Genomic DNA, 16,526 nt, shown 5'->3' on the forward strand with positions numbered 1-16,526 from the left:
GATTATTAATGGCATCCATGGTTAAAGATGAATCAGGGAAGGCCTCTTTTTCAAAGTCTCTTCGTAAATCTAATAATAGGTCTTCAAGTTCAGATAGGTAACCATACAATAAGGAATGTTTTGTTTGTTGCCTCCATTCTCCAATAGACAAATATGAAATATATGCTGCTGCCGCGGCACCAACACCAGACAGCGTGGTACCCATGGTATTGAAAAATGTAACGGCGGATTCACTGACTTGGAAATTTAAGCCAAACAGCATCCCGACCAACACTAATGCGAGAACAGATACGACAATTGGGGTGTTACTCATGATGCTTACCTACGTTTTTAGCCAGCTTGTTAGTCTAAACACCTGAAAAGACACAAACCACACTTTAGCAGTGGGGGAGCCGCAAAGTGTGGTTTGTTGCATGTGAGTAAGTTTTCTTGTAGTAGGGAAATCAGGTTGTGGCTACGAACCCAATACCATCATGGCTGCCTTGCTTTCGTGGTGCATCATGTTGTTGATCAAAAATGGCACGCCTTGGCGTGCCATTTTCCTTACCTCGACCAGTGGCTTTGGTTACTGACGCAACGCTCGCTCGCCGCGTGCGATGCCAACCACACCGCTGCGTGCCACCTCAATGATCTCGGTAATCTCACCGACCGCGCGAATAAAGGCATCTAACTTGTCACTGTCACCCGTCAACTGTACGGTGTAGAGCGAGTGCGTCACATCCACAATCTGACCACGGAAAATATCGGCGGTGCGTTTTACCTCCGCGCGGGCAAAGCCGCTGGCTTTCACCTTCACCAACGCCAGCTCGCGCTCAATATGATCGCTTTCAGTCACATTGCTTACTTTCAGCACATCAATCAGCTTGTGCAGGTGCTTTTCGATTTGCTCGCGGTCCGCGTCGCTCACCACCGAGGTGGTGATATTCAAGCGCGATAAGGTTGCGTCATCCGTCGGTGACACCGTGAGTGATTCAATGTTGTAGCCACGCTGAGAGAATAAGCCCACCACGCGCGACAAGGCACCTGGCTCGTTTTCCATTAAAACCGATACAATACTGCGCATTAGGTTCTCTCCGTTTTGCTCAACCACATTTCATTCATCGCCCCACCGCGTACCTGCATCGGATAAACGTGCTCGGTTTCATCAACATTGATATCGACAAAGACCAAGCGATCTTTCATCGCTAAGGCTGCCTCTAAGCCCGCTTCCAGCTCGGACGGATGATTGATGCGCATCCCCACATGACCATAGGCCTCAGTGATCGCAGCAAAGTCAGGCACCGAGTCCATATAAGAGTGCGAGTGGCGGCCTTGATAAATCATGTCCTGCCATTGTTTGACCATCCCGAGGAAACGGTTGTTGAGGTTGACGATCACCACCGGAATGTCGTATTGCAATGCCGTCGACAGCTCCTGAATGTTCATTTGAATACTGCCATCACCGGTGACACACACCACCTGCGCGTCCGGCAGCGCAAACTTCACCCCCATGGCGGCGGGTAGCCCAAAGCCCATGGTGCCCAAGCCGCCGGAGTTAATCCAACGACGTGGTTTATCAAACGGATAATAGAGTGCCGCAAACATTTGATGCTGGCCGACGTCTGAGGTCACATACGCCTCGCCATGGGTGAGGCGATACAAGGTTTCAATCACTTGCTGGGGTTTAATCCGCTCAGGATCAGCGACATATTGCAGACATTGGCGCTCACGCCAAATCTGAATATTGTGCCACCAGGTGCTGATCGCATCGCTGTCGTTATTGCCACCTTGCTCCACCAGCAATTTGAGCATGCTATTTAATACCGCATCCGCCGAGCCGACGATGGGAATATCTGCGGCCACGGTTTTAGAAATGCTGGAAGGATCCACATCAATGTGCATGATGGTGGCATCGGGACAGTATTTTTCTAGATTGTTGGTGGTACGATCGTCAAAACGAACACCAATACCAAAAATCAGATCGGCTTGGTGCATCGCCATGTTCGCTTCGTAGGTGCCATGCATACCCAGCATACCCAGCGCGTGATCATGGGTGCCGGGAAACGCCCCCAGGCCCATCAAGGTGCTAACGACGGGGATGTTTAGACTTTCTGACAACTGGCGAATTTGCTCGCCGCAGTCGGCCATGATGGCCCCACCACCGACGTATAGCACCGGCTTTTTCGCTGCCAGTAGCGCTTTTAAGCCACGTTTGATCTGACCTTTGTGCCCTGACGTGGTCGGGTTGTAAGAGCGCATACGCACACTATCAGGGTACTGATACGGATGCTTTTGCGCCGGATTCAGCATGTCTTTGGGGATATCCACCACCACAGGGCCGGGACGTCCTGTCGCGGCAAGATAAAAAGCTTTTTTTACAATATTGGGAATATCTTCGGCGCGCTGGACTAAAAAGCTGTGTTTGACCACCGGGCGGGAGATCCCCACCATGTCACACTCTTGGAAGGCATCATTACCAATCAGGCCGCTCATGACTTGGCCAGAAAACACCACCATGGGGATCGAGTCCATATACGCGGTGGCAATGCCGGTAATGGCATTGGTTGCCCCTGGGCCTGACGTGACCAGAACCACGCCCACTTCCCCCGTGGCACGCGCATAACCATCGGCCATGTGTACCGCGGCTTGTTCGTGGCGCACCAACACATGGTCGATATCACTTTTTTCGTGTAATGCGTCGTAAATATCCAGTACCGACCCGCCTGGATAGCCAAAAATATGTTTTACGCCTTGATCGATCATGGAGCGCACGATCATCTCGGCACCGGATAACATTTCCACTCTACGCCTCCCTGTTTGCATAGTTAGGACTTACTTTTAGCCTAATCCTGCCCCTTACTCTTGGATGTACTGGTGGTCACTCACCACGCGGACATCTGAACCAAATACTGGCGGTAAGGCGGCGTTAGATTGTCACTTGGCCTGCTTCGGATGAAGCTGCAATCAATGTAACGTTTTATTTGCAAAACTGTCTATTAGCTAATCAGTATTTACATTTTTAATCTAAATGTTGAGTGAATGTTGCTGGTTTACGCTGACCACGGGGGAGGAAATTGGAAACATCCACTATAAAATCGACACTTTGCCAGATTTGCTATTCAGGCGTGGGGAGGAAAAAGGGGGAAAAGGCATACAAATAACGAAAACAAAGGAAGATTCTCAGCCATGAGAAACCTTCCCCCGCTTTGATGCACCAGGACTAACGTTGATACATGGTGTCAATGTGATGTTGGTAACGTGAAAGGATCACTTTGCGGCGCAGTTTCATGGTCGGCGTGAGCTCGCCACTGTGCATGCAAAAGCCCTGTGGCAACAAGGTAAAGCGTTTGACTTGCTCAAATTTGGCCAATTCATGTTGTAAGCTCTGCAAACGCTTTTCAAACAAGGCTACCACATCGGCGTGTTTTAGCAGCTCTTTGCGATTTTGATATTCGATATTGGCCGCCCGCGCCCACTCTTCTAAGGCATCGAAGCAAGGCACAATCAAGGCCGATACAAAATGACGCGCCTCGGCCACCACCGCAATCTGATCGATAAAATGATCGCGCACCAAAGCGCCTTCCACCCGCTGTGGTGCGATGTACTTACCGCCTGAGGTTTTCATCAACTCTTTGATTCGGTCAGTGATAAATACGTTGCCCTTGGCATCAAGATACCCCGCATCGCCGGTTTTCAAAAAGCCATCCTCGGTAAAGGTGGCGGCAGTCGCATCAGGCTGATTAAAGTAACCCCGCATTACCATCGGCCCACGGACTTGAATTTCATCGTCCGTCCCAATTCGCACTTCTGCCCCTGGCATCGGATGGCCAATCGATTGGGGATCAAAGCGGGTATCGTCCCAGCAAGAAACCGTGGCGGTGGTTTCGGTCATGCCATAACCGAGCTTGACGTTAATGCCTATCGCGTGGAAAAACGCGCCGATATCAGGATCAAGACGCGCCCCACCGCACGGCATCAAACGCATCTTGCCACCTAGTAGCGCACGTAACTTACTGAGCACCAGCTTGTCGGCCAACGCCAATTGCCATTGCTGACACCAAGACGGAGACTGGCCAGTGCGTAATTGCGCAGCATGACGCTCACCTTGGCGCAGTGCCCATCGGAATAAATGCGGTTTGATCCCTGTGGCCCGACTGAGTTTGTCGTGGATAGCGCCATGGATTTTTTCATAAAAACGCGGTACCGCACACATTACCGTCGGTTTGACCTCGGCCAATGCATCACGCACCTGAAGCGGGTTGGAGAGATAGCAATTGACCGCCCCGCGGTGAAGGACGTAATAGCTCCATGCGCGCTCAAACACATGAGAAAGCGGCAAAAAGGCTAAAGAGACATCATCGGGGCTTAGTGCCAATACTTGATCGTGCACATCCAACTGCGCCGCCACATTGGCATAATCCAGCATCACGCCTTTCGGATCGCCCGTAGTACCGGAGGTATAAATCAAGGTGGTCAGATCGTCCATGCATCGTGCGTCAATGCGCGCGTCTAACTCGGCTTGATAGCCGCGATCGTCTTGCAATAGCCAGCTGGCCCAATCCCACACCTTGGGATGCGCGGGAACCGCCGTCTCTTGACTTAGGGCAACCACCCCTTTGACATTGGGGCAGTGTTTAAGGGCAGTAACCGCGCTCTCCAGTTGTTCGTCACCGGCAAAAATCCACTGCACGTCTGCATCATTGATAATGTGTGCGGCTTGCTGGGCGGTGCTAGTTGCGTAAATCGGCACAGGTACGGCGCGAATTTGCAACGCGGCATAGTCCAACATTGCCCATTTTTCGCTGTTCGGCGCAAAAATGGCGACGGTTTGCTGCACCTGACAGCCAGCGTTGAGTAAGCAGCGTGACAGCTGATCGATGCGTTCGCCTAGCTGGCGCCAACTAATGCTTATCCATTGCGTGTCTTGTTGGAAGCGGATTGCTTCGCGTTCATTTTGGGCGGCAATCTGATCGCGAATGCGCGTGACGATATGGTTTTGGGTGTTCACGGAGTCTCTCTTGGCTCGCCGTTTGGCGAACACATGTACGCTCAATAATGACAGCGAGTTTACCGAGCGCACCATCAAACTCAAGAGAAATTGAGTGAATGCTCTAGCAAAAATGTAAAAACGTGATTCAGCCTTGTGGAAACAGCTTATCGGCGCGCGCCGCACATCGCACTACCGAATCAAGCGTTGCAACCTGAGTGGGTGTGGATCCATGCGCATTGATGAGCGATTAAAGTCCAAAATCGACTCCTCAACCGTTTCTGGATAGTCAACCTGAGCCCATAGATGGTGAAACAGGCTACGTGTCTGACTTAACTCTCCTTTTACCAGCCACTCCGCCAATGCTTGAGCAACATCTGGGTACCCAATCGCGCCCACCGCCGGTGCCTGCAGCCATTCACGTACCGCGCTCGCATTCAAACTATCCATACTGTGTGCTAGCCCAAGCTGAGAAAGTGTTGCGACATTACTCAACTGTTCAAACTGACCAGACAATGGCTTTAAAAGGAGCTTTTTCCCTAAACTTAATGCCTCCGATGGAAGCTCAAATCCCCCATTTGCGATCACGCCCTGGCACTGATGCAGCGCCGTGTGAAAGCTTTCTTTGCCTAAGGGCATTAGCGTAAGGTTTTCACGTTGGTAGGGGGCATTAATCTCGGGGTGAAAGCAGATAAAAGGCTGGCTAAAGCGCAACAGCAGCTCACTGACTGCAGATAACGATTCAAAGGGGAGATACACCAGCACCGCCCTCTCCGCAGTGGACGATGCCACCGCTTTATCCACCGGAGTGGTATCAATAATCGGGGGTAAAATCGGTTGGTTAAAGTGATACCAATGCAAGCCAATGGCATAGTCGGTTGGCGCAAAATAACGCATGATAATGCGATTGATCAGCGTTTCCCCATGTTTGGGCACCGCGTGAGAAAACGCCGCTTGGTGGCTGATGGCCACCGATGGCACCCCTTGCCGGCGCGCCGCCCACGCACTGATGGGTTCAAAATCAGAGATAACCTTATCGTAGCCTGATACATCAAGCTGGCGAATATCGCGTCGTAGCTGTGTAAAACGATTGTGTCGCGCGGTGGCTAACATATCAATTTTGCCATCACGGCTGACAAAGCTCATGCCGGTAAACGTGCGATAGTCACCAAATGGCGCCATATCAAAATAACGCTCGGCTGGCCGCCCAGAAAAAACAAAATCGACCTCGACATCATATCCTGCTAAGGCACGAGCCATGGCGCGGGCTCGCGATATATGCCCGTTACCGGTTCCCTGAACACCGTATAAAAGCTTCATTAAATACCTGTTATTCCGTAAAGATCGAAAGTGATACTGTGTGCCAACGTCGCGCACAGCAGCCCTAACCCAGCGCCAACCACGATATCGCTCACAAAGTGCACGCCCAGTAACACGCGCGAAATACCGATTAGGCTGGCCCAGATGAACACCAAAAGGGTTAACGAAGGAAAAAAGGTGCTCAGCAATGAGGCCATGAGAAAAGCCGCGGCCGTGTGGCCTGATGGCATACTGTAAAGATCGGAAGGCGTGATAAAGGCAGGTAACTGCGAAGGACGTGCGCGCCGAAAGCTGCGTTTAAGTACCCAATAGATCGGGAGTTCGATGGCAAAAGCCGTCAATCCTGTGAGCAAAAACCAGAGCCCGACCGCCTCATGAAGCCACCATGCAGTAAAGCCAATCACCAGATAGAGTGGCCCGTCACCTGAACGGGAAACGGCACGGGCTATTTTCGCTGTGCCAGCGCTAAAGCGGTGAGATAAACACAGTGTCGACACCGTGTGGTCGAAGCGTTGAATCGCGGTAAAGCTTCTCATCCTGCCTCCCAATGCGGCGAGCTGATGGTTAAACTCTAGTCAGCCGGTATGACAGGTCGGTGACGTTATTGGGTCATCTCGATGAATTTACGTCGCCGCTTGAGCTCAGGTACGTTGGGACAAGTAAAAATAATGAAGACTGGACAAAGCCGCGCCAGAGCGCAGCACAAAAATCTAACTTTTAGTTTTAAAACCAGTTTAACTAACCAGTTTTTTACCGTTATATTGCGCAGAAAACGGGTTTTGTTTTTTTCAGATTGACGCTTTCCCCATCGCTCTGTTATTTCTGGTAACAGGATATTTACTGACGGACATCAGCATGACACTGTTTCACCTACGCCTCATCCTCCTCCTTATCGTGACCCAGTCGCGCGGGTAGGTTTTGGGCAGAAAACAGTGAATGCCAAATCTCAAAAACCCGCGCCAGACGCGGGTTTTTTTGTATCTAACGTCGCCAAAATAACATCAAGCGCCAATTAAAGAGCCCTTCAAAGCGGCCAAGCAAACACAACAGGGAGTCACCCATGAGCGAGAACAGCCAAGTCATTCTGTTTGATACCACCTTACGCGACGGCGAGCAGGCGCTGTCAGCAAGTTTAACCGTCAAAGAGAAATTGCAGATCGCCCAAGCCTTGGACCGCTTGAAGATAGACATTATTGAAGCCGGTTTTCCGGTCTCCTCACCGGGCGATTTTGAATCCGTGCGCACCATTGCCGAGCACATGCAACATGCACGTGTCTGTGCCTTGTCTCGCGCGGTTCCTAAAGACATAGATGTGGCCGCCGAATCCCTCAAAGCCGCTGACGCCTTTCGTATCCACACTTTTTTGTCCACCTCAACCATCCATGTCAAAGATAAGCTTCGCCGCAGCTACGATGACGTGGTCGAGATGGGGGTGCGCGCCGTTAAGCATGCACGCCAATACACGGACGATGTGGAGTTTTCCTGCGAAGATGCCGGGCGCACCCCAATAGATAACTTGTGCCGTATGGTCGAAGCGGCGATTGATGCCGGTGCGACCACCGTCAATATCCCAGATACGGTGGGTTACACAGTGCCGAGTGAATTCGGCGATATCATTGCGACCTTGTTTAACCGCGTGCCGAATATCGACAAAGCCGTGATCTCTGTCCATTGTCATGATGACTTAGGGATGTCGGTGGCCAACTCTATTGCCGCGGTTCAAGCCGGCGCTCGCCAAGTGGAAGGCACTATCAATGGCATCGGTGAACGTGCGGGGAACTGCGCGCTGGAAGAGATTGCGATGATCTTGAAAACCCGCGCTGACTTGTTAGGCGTAGAAACAGGATTGAACCACACCGAAATTGCCCGCACCAGCAAGTTAGTTAGTCAGCTTTGCAACATGCCAATCCAACCCAATAAAGCCGTGGTCGGTGCCAATGCCTTTAGCCACTCCTCCGGCATCCACCAAGATGGCATGCTGAAAAACAAAAACACCTACGAAATCATGACCCCAGAGTCGATTGGTTTGGGCAAAAAGGCGCTTAATCTGACCAGCCGTTCCGGCCGTGCCGCGGTGAAAAGCCACATGGATAACCTTGGCTACGACCAACAAGATTACGATTTAGACACCTTGTATCAATCTTTCTTGCAGCTGGCAGATCGTAAAGGTCAGGTGTTCGATTACGACTTAGAAGCCTTGATGTTCTTCAACAACCTCAAAGAAGAGGACGACTTCTACAAGCTGAACTATTTAGGCGTGCAATCCGGCAGCCTAATGGCGACCACCAGCATCAAGTTGCAATGTGGCGACGAAGAGAAACGCGAGGCGGCGATTGGTAACGGCCCCGTCGATGCCCTTTATCAGTGCATCTACCGCATTACCGGCTATGACATTGAACTGGATAAATTCGATCTGACCGCCAAAGGGGAAGGAGAAGATGGTCTCGGCCAAGCCGACATCATTGCTAACTACAAGGGCCGTAAATATCACGGCACCGGGGTGTCGACCGACATTATCGAAGCCTCCGGTGAGGCGCTACTGCATGTGATCAATGCCATTTATCGCGCCGACAAAATCGCCCAGATTAAGGAACAATCCCACTTAAAACAGGAGACAGTATAAACATGGCCAGCGCACATCAGATTGCTATTTTGCCCGGTGACGGTATCGGCCCCGAAGTCATGACGCAAGCCGAGAAGGTGCTTGATGCGGTTAGCGAGCGATTCTCACTCACCTTGGAGCGTCACCACTATCCTGTGGGCGGTGCCGCGATTGATGCCCATGGCTCGCCGCTGCCCGCACACACCTTGGCTGGGTGTGAAAAAGCCGATGCAATTTTATTTGGTTCAGTGGGCGGCCCAAAGTGGGAGCATTTACCGCCAACCGAGCAACCGGAGCGCGGTGCCTTGCTGCCATTGCGCAAACACTTTGGGCTGTTTTGTAACTTGCGTCCGGCACAAATCCACACTGGTCTCGAAGGCTTTTGCCCGCTGCGCGCCGACATTGCCGACAAAGGCTTTAACATCGTGGTGGTGCGAGAGCTAACCGGTGGGATTTACTTTGGTGAGCCCAAAGGACGTGAAGGTGAAGGCCGCGAGGAAAAAGCGTTTGATACGGAAGTTTATCATCGCTATGAAATTGAGCGTATCGCCCGCATTGCCTTCCAATCGGCTCAGTTGCGTAATAAGCAAGTGTGCTCAATCGATAAAGCCAATGTGTTGCAAAGCTCAATGCTATGGCGTGAAGTGGTGGAAGAGGTGGCCAAAGACTATCCGGATGTCCACTTGAGCCATATGTATATCGACAACGCCACCATGCAGCTGATTAAAGACCCGTCGCAATTTGATGTGATGCTGTGCTCGAATATTTTCGGTGACATCATCTCCGATGAGTGCGCAATGATCACCGGCTCAATGGGCATGCTGCCATCTGCGAGCTTGAACGCGAGTAAATTTGGTTTGTATGAGCCCGCCGGCGGCTCTGCCCCCGATATTGCGGGTAAAAATATCGCCAACCCAGTGGCGCAAATTCTCTCCGCCGCGCTAATGTTACGCTACTCGTTAGGCGAAGAAGACGCGGCCTGTGCGATTGAGCATGCGGTCAGCCAAGCACTGGCGGCCGGTGAGCTGACCGCTGATCTGGCGGGCAACCATCCTGCCCTCAGTACCGAACAAATGGGCGATCGTATCGCCGCCTATATCCGCCAAGGCGCAGAATAATTACCCGTAAGGATACGAGCTATGTCGAATGCAAACACCCAGCAAGGCGCCAAGACCTTGTACGAAAAAATTCATCAAGCCCATATTGTCACTGAGCAGCCCGGCGAAGCGCCGCTGCTGTATATCGACCGCCACTTGGTGCACGAAGTGACCTCACCACAAGCCTTTGATGGCCTGCGGGAAAAAGGGCGTCCGGTACGCCAAGTGAGTAAAACCTTCGCCACCATGGATCACAATGTCTCCACCGAAACCAAAGACATTAACGCGTCAGGAGAAATGGCGCGTATCCAAATGGAAACACTGGCCAAAAACTGCGAAGAGTTCGGTGTCACCCTGTATGACTTGAATCACCCTTACCAAGGCATTGTGCATGTGATGGGCCCCGAACTTGGTATTACCCTGCCCGGCACCACCATCGTCTGTGGTGACTCCCACACCGCAACCCACGGCGCTTTTGGTGCACTGGCCTTTGGCATTGGTACCTCTGAAGTCGAGCACGTGCTGGCCACCCAAACGCTCAAGCAATCCCGCGCCCGCACGATGAAAATTGAAGTCACGGGCAAAACCGCCCCCGGGATCACTGCCAAAGATATTGTCCTAGCCATTATTGGCAAGGTCGGTCATGCCGGCGGCACCGGACATGTGGTGGAGTTTTGCGGGGACGCAATCACCGACTTGTCGATGGAAGGGAGAATGACGGTGTGCAACATGGCAATCGAATTAGGCGCCAAAGCTGGCCTGATCGCCCCGGATGACACCACCTTTGCCTATTTAAAAGACAAGAAATTTGCCCCGAAAGGCGAGCAATGGCAGCAAGCCGTTGCGTATTGGCAAACCTTGCACTCGGATGCCGATGCGCAGTTTGATCGCGTGGTCACCCTCGATGGCAGTCAAATTCACCATCAAGTGACCTGGGGCACCAACCCCGGCCAAGTGGTCAGTGTGCATGATACCGTGCCTGTTCCAGAGACAATGAACGATCCGATTGAACGTCACTCGGCAGAACGCGCATTAAAATATATGGGGCTGACACCCGGCCAAGCCATCAACCAAATCCGTATCGATAAAGTCTTTATCGGCTCTTGTACCAACTCACGGATTGAAGACATGCGTGCGGCCGCTGCGGTTGCCAAAGGGCGATGTGTGGCAGAGGGCGTGCATGCCATGGTGGTGCCAGGCTCCGAGCAAGTGCGGGCACAGGCGGAGAAAGAAGGGCTGGATGTCATTTTCCGTGACGCTGGCTTTGAATGGCGCTTGCCCGGCTGCTCAATGTGTTTGGCGATGAATAATGATCGCTTAGGCCCCAAAGAGCGCTGCGCCTCCACCAGTAACCGCAACTTTGAAGGGCGTCAAGGCCGTGAAGGCCGCACCCACTTGGTCAGCCCAGCCATGGCCGCAGCGGCGGCGATTGCGGGCCATTTTGTCGACGTTAACCAAATATAAGGAGGCCTTATGTCAGGCATACACACTCATACCGGCATTGTTGCCCCGTTGGATGCGGCAAACGTCGATACCGATGCGATCATTCCTAAGCAGTTTTTGCAAAAAGTCACCCGCACCGGCTTTGGGCAGCACCTGTTTCACGATTGGCGCTTTTTAGACGATGCGGGCCAGCAACCGAACCCCGAGTTCGTGCTTAACCAAGCACGTTACCAAGGCGCGAGCGTCTTGCTCACCCGCGAGAATTTTGGCTGTGGCTCATCCCGCGAGCATGCGCCTTGGGCGCTGGATGATTACGGGTTTAAAGTGATTATCGCCCCCAGTTTTGCCGATATTTTCTATGGCAACTGCATCAACAACCAAATGGTGCCGGTGACCCTTGAAGAAGGCCAAATCGATGCTTTATTTACGTATGTGGCGGAAAATGAAGGCGCGACTGTAACGCTAGATTTGCCCGCCCAAACCATTCGAGCCGGTGAACACTGCTTTGCCTTCCAGATGGATGATTTTCGCCGTCATTGCCTGTTGGAAGGGTTAGATAGCATCGGTCTGACGTTGCAGCACGAATCCGATATCTCACGCTTTGAAAAACAAATACCAGACTTTTTGGTGTAATACGCCCTCCAAGAACGCCAATAAGCGCGGTGTTACCCGTACTTATTGGCGCTTCAACCCATTTTTCCATCCTCAATGAAACCAACCGCTGACTCGCTTGGTCTAGTCTCAAAGAAGGTTTGATCGCATTAAGGACTGGCAATGCAAAAACATTTGATAATTCTGCTCTGGTTAGTGTTTCCGCTCATCAGTCAAGCCGCGCCCAAAGCGGATTACTGGGCAATGTGGGATGCCCATAACCCTGACAGCCAAGCCACGTTTACCCATCACAGCTGGCAAGTATTACTGGATAAGTATTTGCAATCTCAGGGGCAGCACACCTTATTTAACTATGCCGCGGTCACGGATAACGACAAAGCAACCCTCGACCATTACATTGACATGCTCACCGCGCGCGACCCACGTACCCTGACCAAAGACGAGCAATACGCGTATTGGGTTAACCTCTATAATGCGGTCACGGTAAAACTGATTATCGCCGAGTACCCGGTCCGTTCCATCACCAAACTCGGTGGGCTATTTAGCTTTGGCCCTTGGGATGATGAAGTGGTTACCGTCGCTGGCGAGCCGCTCGCTTTAAACGATATCGAACACCGGATTTTACGCCCGCTTTGGCAAGATCCGCGTACCCACTATGCGGTCAACTGTGCCAGCCTTGGCTGCCCTAATCTTCAGCCACAAGCCTTTCAAGCAAGTGCACTTGATGCACAGCTCGAGCACGCCGCCTATACCTTCATTAACAGTGATAAAGGCGTGAGTCAGCAAGGGGGAAAATGGCAACTTTCCTCAATTTATGAATGGTTTGAAGCTGACTTTGGTGGCGATAAGCAAGGCGTGATCGCTCACATAAACCAGTATCGCGATATTCCATTGCCACAAGAGGCAACATTGGAATACGACTACAACTGGGACCTTAACCAACTCGGCAACTAAAAGGCTTGGTTAACCCTAAGCCAATCAGTACAATACCACCGTACTCATTGGGGAGCCTCACGGCTGAGATTGCGCACTGCGCTAGACCCATCGAACCTGATCCAGCTAACACTGGCGTAGGGATTGAGACTTGATGTTGCCATCAACTTGCCTCAACACCCACGCCCAACTTAGGAGCGTGCTGTGAAAGTTTTTACCTCTGTTCTCACTCTGGTTTCTTTATCGCTATTATCACTCGGCGCCCGCGCCGCGGACCCGCTTACTGTCTATACCTATGACTCCTTTATTGCTGAATGGGGGCCGGGGCCTAAAATTAAAGCGAAATTTGAACAGCAATGCGATTGCCAGCTTGAGTTTGTGTCTCTCGACGATGGGGCCGCCTTACTTAATCGCCTGCGCATTGAAGGAGAAACCACCCAAGCCGATATCGTACTCGGTATGGATACCAACTTAATGAAAGAAGCCGAGCGCAGTGGGATTGTTGCCGAGCACGCGGTCAATACCGAGCGCCTGCAAGTGCCTGGCGGGTGGGATAACAAATACTTTATCCCTTACGATTACGGCTATTTTGCCTTTGTGTATGACACTACTCGTTTGCTCGACCCACCCAAAAGCCTCAAAGCCTTGATTGAGGAGCGCGATGACATCAGTGTGATTTACCAAGATCCGCGCGTATCAACGGTCGGCCAGGGGCTAATGCTTTGGATCCAAAAAGTGTACGGCGATAATAATCAACAAGCATGGCGCGATCTTGCCGATAACACGATCACTGTGACCAAAGGCTGGACCGAAGCTTACAACATGTTCCTCAATAAAGAAGCGGACATGGTGCTCTCTTACACCACCTCGCCGGCTTACCACTTAGTGGCCGATGAAGACGATCGCTTTGCCGCCGCCATGTTTGAAGAGGGGCACTATATGCAAATCGAAGTCGCCGCTAAATCAGCCTATACCGATCAGCCGGAACGTGCGGATGCGTTTTTACAATTTATGCTCAGTGATGCGGCACAGTCGGTGATCCCAACCACTCAGTGGATGTATCCGGTCACCGATGTCAACTTGCCTGATGCCTTCTACACCTTGGACAAACCGCAAGAGAGCTTGCTGTATCAGCCTGATGAAGTGATGGGCAATCGCCAGCAATGGGTGCGTGACTGGCAAACCGCGCTGGTTGAATAGCCAAGATGCTCAACCCTTCTCGAACCTGGCCGGGCAGTATTGCGGCCAGCTTGGTCGTGGCTTTGATTGGCAGCGCACTCTGGGCGTTATTCTCTCACAGCCACGATTTGTCACTTGCCTCCTTATGGCAAGATACCTACTTGCGTCATGTCACCTACTTTAGTTTTAAACAGGCCGCGTTATCCGTTGTACTTAGCGTTGGGCTAGCAGTGCCAGTCGCTCATGCGCTGTCTCGCCGACAATTTCCAGCAAAGGCATGGCTGCTGAAGTTATTCGCCATGACCTTGGTGCTGCCGGTCTTGGTGGGAGTATTTGGACTGGTTGCTATCTATGGCCGTAGTGGCTGGATTGCACAAGCTTTCGCGCACTTCGATGCGGCTATGCCGTTTTCTATTTATGGCTTAAGTGGCATTTTACTCGCCCATGTGTTTTTTAATCTCCCTTTTTCCGCCCAATTAATGGTGCAAGCCTTAGAGGGGATCCCAGCGGATCAACGCCGTCTTGCTACCCAGCTAGGGCTCAAAGGCTGGCAACGTTTTAAGCACCTAGAATGGCCGTATCTACGCCAAAGTTTGCCTCATATCGTGGGGCTAGTATTTATGTTGTGCTTTACCAGCTTCGCGACTGTCATGGCACTGGGCGGCGGGCCGAAAGCGACGACCATCGAGCTGGCCATTTACCAAGCCATTCATTTTGATTTCGATTTACAAACGGGTGCTGTCCTCGCGCTGTGGCAAATGCTGCTATGCGGGGCCATCGCATTTACCGTGCAAACCTTGACGCGCCCGCTGCCGAGCACACCCAGTGAAGTGCTGCCGCTGCCTGCGTCTTTGGATAGCCGTGCGGCCAAGTGTTGGGATGGCCTTTGGATTGGCCTCGTTTTGCTACTGGTGTTACCGCCACTGGGCGTGGTGATTGCACGCGGGTTGAACCCCAGCGCATTAGCGGTGCTCGGCGATAGCGCATTGTGGCAAGCAACTCTGCACTCGCTGTTCATTGCCACGGGCGCCACCACCTTTGCTTTTGTGTTAGCGGTGGCGGTGATCTTAGCCAGTCGGCACTGGCGCTTACATGGACGAAAAAAACAGGCGGATGGGATAGAAACGCTCGGTGCCATCATCCTGGTAGTGCCAAGTATCGTGCTCAGTACCGGGCTTTTTTTGCTGTTTCGCCAGTTTAGTAACGTATTCAGCTTAGCGCTGTGGCTGGTAATGACCGTGAACGCCCTAATGGCGCTGCCTTATCTTATCAAGGTCTTGAGTGCCCCCGCCTTCCAGCTCGCTCAGTCATACCATAACTTGTGCGCCACCTTAGGCGTCAGAGGCATCACGCGTTTACGTCTGATTGAGTGGGACTGTTTACGTGCACCTATTGCGCGCGGTGTCGCGGTGAGTTTTGTGTTATCCATGGGCGATCTCAGTGCCATCTCCTTATTTGGTAGTCAAAACTTTCAAACCCTGCCCCTGTATTTGTTTCGCTTAATGGGCAGTTACCAAATGGAAGCGGGCGCCGCCGCGGCGATGCTGTTACTGCTCACCAGCTTGGGGTGTTATGCCCTACTGACGCGCCTTATCCAATGGAGACACGCATGTTAACGATTTCCGATGTTCAGTATAGTTACCAACAAGATTGGATGACCTTTGATGCCCATATCGCCCCTGGAGAGATTGTGGCCGTGCTCGGGCCCAGCGGGGCAGGCAAAAGCACCTTACTATCACTGATTGCCGGGTTGATTGCCCCTGATAGTGGCGAGATTACTATTGATGGTAAGCCAGTGACAACAACCCCCGCCCACCAGCGGCCACTGTCTATCTTGTTCCAAGAGCATAATGTCTTTACCCATTTGTCGGTGTTCGACAATATGGCGATTGGCTTATCACCATCACTGAAACTCACCGCTACCCAGCGGGAAAACATTGAACAGGCAGCGCAATCGGTCGGCTTAAGCGACTATCTCTCTCGCCTGCCCGGCCAATTGTCAGGCGGGCAACGACAACGTATCGCACTGGGTAGAAGCATCGCACGCAACCAACCTTTATTGCTGCTCGATGAGCCCTTCTCCGCACTCGATCCCGCGCTAAAAAAAGACATGCTGATGCTAGTTAAGCGTACCGCCCAAGCGCAAGGCACTACCGTGGTGATGGTCACCCACCACCCTGAAGATGCTCAAGCCATTGCCTCTCAGTTTCTTTATCTCGATGATGGAAAAGTCTGTCTTCACCGTCCGGTTGAGGTGCTCAATCATCCACCCGCGATGATGCAAGGTTACATGGGCACCGCTGACGATTCGTTCCGGGTGGCATCCCCCTGATAGGCTTCTATACTAAGGAAAACACGGAAGAATCCAAGGAGG

At 52.1% G+C, this 16,526-nt stretch carries 14 protein-coding genes and 1 riboswitch; of the genes, 8 read left to right on the forward strand and 6 right to left on the reverse strand.

Going from position 1 to position 16,526, the window contains the following annotated elements; genetic code table 11:
• From BZG72_RS08760 to BZG72_RS08785, 6 genes are all read right to left on the reverse strand, one after another.
• Positions 1–313 (reverse strand): hypothetical protein (locus BZG72_RS08760; protein ID WP_131828028.1); only part of this gene is annotated, 313 nt, incomplete at its 3' end.
• A 252-nt stretch (positions 314–565) separates the two neighbouring features.
• Positions 566–1,063, reverse strand: coding sequence for an acetolactate synthase small subunit (ilvN, locus tag BZG72_RS08765; protein ID WP_046074256.1), 498 nt, complete (start codon positions 1,061–1,063; stop codon positions 566–568).
• Positions 1,063–2,781: an acetolactate synthase 3 large subunit gene (locus tag BZG72_RS08770; protein WP_077606375.1), complete on the reverse strand. Its 1,719-nt coding sequence runs from the start codon at positions 2,779–2,781 to the stop codon at positions 1,063–1,065. Before BZG72_RS08770 ends, ilvN begins: the two co-directional genes overlap by 1 nt.
• A gap of 418 nt (positions 2,782–3,199) precedes the next feature.
• Positions 3,200–4,987, reverse strand: coding sequence for an AMP-dependent synthetase/ligase (locus BZG72_RS08775; protein WP_241832532.1), 1,788 nt, complete (start codon positions 4,985–4,987; stop codon positions 3,200–3,202).
• A 171-nt stretch (positions 4,988–5,158) separates the two neighbouring features.
• Positions 5,159–6,286: an MJ1255/VC2487 family glycosyltransferase gene (locus tag BZG72_RS08780; RefSeq protein ID WP_077666575.1), complete on the reverse strand. Its 1,128-nt coding sequence runs from the start codon at positions 6,284–6,286 to the stop codon at positions 5,159–5,161.
• Positions 6,286–6,822 carry a phosphatase PAP2 family protein gene (locus BZG72_RS08785; RefSeq protein ID WP_046074260.1) on the reverse strand — a complete coding sequence of 179 codons (537 nt, stop codon included), beginning with the start codon at positions 6,820–6,822 and terminating at the stop codon, positions 6,286–6,288. Before BZG72_RS08785 ends, BZG72_RS08780 begins: the two co-directional genes overlap by 1 nt.
• Before the next feature lie 524 nt (positions 6,823–7,346).
• Here BZG72_RS08785 and leuA point away from each other — a divergent pair.
• The 8 genes from leuA (at position 7,347) to thiQ (ending at position 16,484) form a co-directional block, all read left to right on the forward strand.
• Positions 7,347–8,909, forward strand: a complete 1,563-nt coding sequence (gene leuA / locus BZG72_RS08790; RefSeq protein WP_046074261.1) for a 2-isopropylmalate synthase — start codon at positions 7,347–7,349, stop codon at positions 8,907–8,909.
• Positions 8,910–8,911: 2 nt separating this feature from the next.
• Entirely contained in the window at positions 8,912–10,006 is a 1,095-nt protein-coding gene (leuB, locus tag BZG72_RS08795) for a 3-isopropylmalate dehydrogenase (protein ID WP_077666576.1), read from the forward strand.
• Between the two features lie 21 nt (positions 10,007–10,027).
• On the forward strand, positions 10,028–11,449 hold the full coding sequence (gene leuC / locus BZG72_RS08800; RefSeq protein ID WP_077666577.1) for a 3-isopropylmalate dehydratase large subunit: 1,422 nt from the start codon (positions 10,028–10,030) through the stop codon (positions 11,447–11,449).
• 9 nt (positions 11,450–11,458) lie between these two features.
• A complete protein-coding gene (gene leuD / locus BZG72_RS08805; protein ID WP_077666578.1) occupies positions 11,459–12,061 on the forward strand; it encodes a 3-isopropylmalate dehydratase small subunit in 603 nt (200 codons plus the stop codon).
• A 141-nt stretch (positions 12,062–12,202) separates the two neighbouring features.
• The gene (locus tag BZG72_RS08810; RefSeq protein ID WP_077666579.1) at positions 12,203–12,994 is read left to right on the forward strand and encodes a DUF547 domain-containing protein; all 792 of its coding nucleotides are present in this window, start codon (positions 12,203–12,205) and stop codon (positions 12,992–12,994) included.
• 38 nt (positions 12,995–13,032) lie between these two features.
• A riboswitch (TPP riboswitch) is annotated at positions 13,033–13,134 on the forward strand.
• 43 nt (positions 13,135–13,177) lie between these two features.
• Positions 13,178–14,173 (forward strand): thiamine ABC transporter substrate binding subunit, encoded by a 996-nt coding sequence (gene thiB / locus BZG72_RS08815; RefSeq protein ID WP_046074266.1) that lies wholly within the window; start codon positions 13,178–13,180, stop codon positions 14,171–14,173.
• A gap of 5 nt (positions 14,174–14,178) precedes the next feature.
• Positions 14,179–15,768, forward strand: coding sequence for a thiamine/thiamine pyrophosphate ABC transporter permease (gene thiP / locus BZG72_RS08820; protein WP_046074267.1), 1,590 nt, complete (start codon positions 14,179–14,181; stop codon positions 15,766–15,768).
• Positions 15,762–16,484, forward strand: a complete 723-nt coding sequence (gene thiQ, locus BZG72_RS08825) for a thiamine ABC transporter ATP-binding protein (RefSeq protein WP_077666580.1) — start codon at positions 15,762–15,764, stop codon at positions 16,482–16,484. Before thiP ends, thiQ begins: the two co-directional genes overlap by 7 nt.
• Positions 16,485–16,526: the final 42 nt, after the last annotated feature.

Source organism: Salinivibrio sp. PR6 (assembly GCF_001995955.1).
GTDB lineage: Bacteria > Pseudomonadota > Gammaproteobacteria > Enterobacterales > Vibrionaceae > Salinivibrio > Salinivibrio siamensis.